This window comes from Microbispora hainanensis, assembly GCF_006874475.1.
Classification (GTDB): domain Bacteria; phylum Actinomycetota; class Actinomycetes; order Streptosporangiales; family Streptosporangiaceae; genus Microbispora; species Microbispora hainanensis.
Genome location: NZ_VIRM01000212.1, coordinates 1 through 376 on the forward strand (window position 1 = coordinate 1; position 376 = coordinate 376).

1 pseudogene is annotated in these 376 nt (G+C 67.8%); it reads right to left on the reverse strand.

What is annotated here, in order from left to right:
- A pseudogene (locus FLX08_RS40170) lies at positions 1-309 on the reverse strand (trypsin-like serine peptidase); the annotation flags it as partial.
- Positions 310-376: the final 67 nt, after the last annotated feature.

Genomic DNA, 376 nt, shown 5'->3' on the forward strand with positions numbered 1-376 from the left:
GACGTTCTTCAGGGTGCCGGTGGCGGCCTTCTGGTCGCCGCTGGAACCCACGACGCCGGCCTTGGTGTCGGCGGACGCGCCACCCGTGGAAACGTGCTTGGTGGGGACCGTGGTCTCCACCGTGTACGGGGTGGCGTTGATCAGGTTGGCCTTGGCCTGCCCGTACCAGAACGCCGCGACCTGCTGGGCCGCGAAGTTCGTGTTGGCCAGGTTGACAGCCGGAACCGAGTCGGCGTGAGCCGGGGCAGCGATCGCCGCGGAGGCCAGCAGGCCGGCCGCGACCCCGCCCAGAGCGAGAGTGCGCTTCATAACTTTCTCCTGGTCTGTCGTGAGGCGTCACTTGCGCCCCATCCGTCAGTGAGGAACGAGGAGAAAG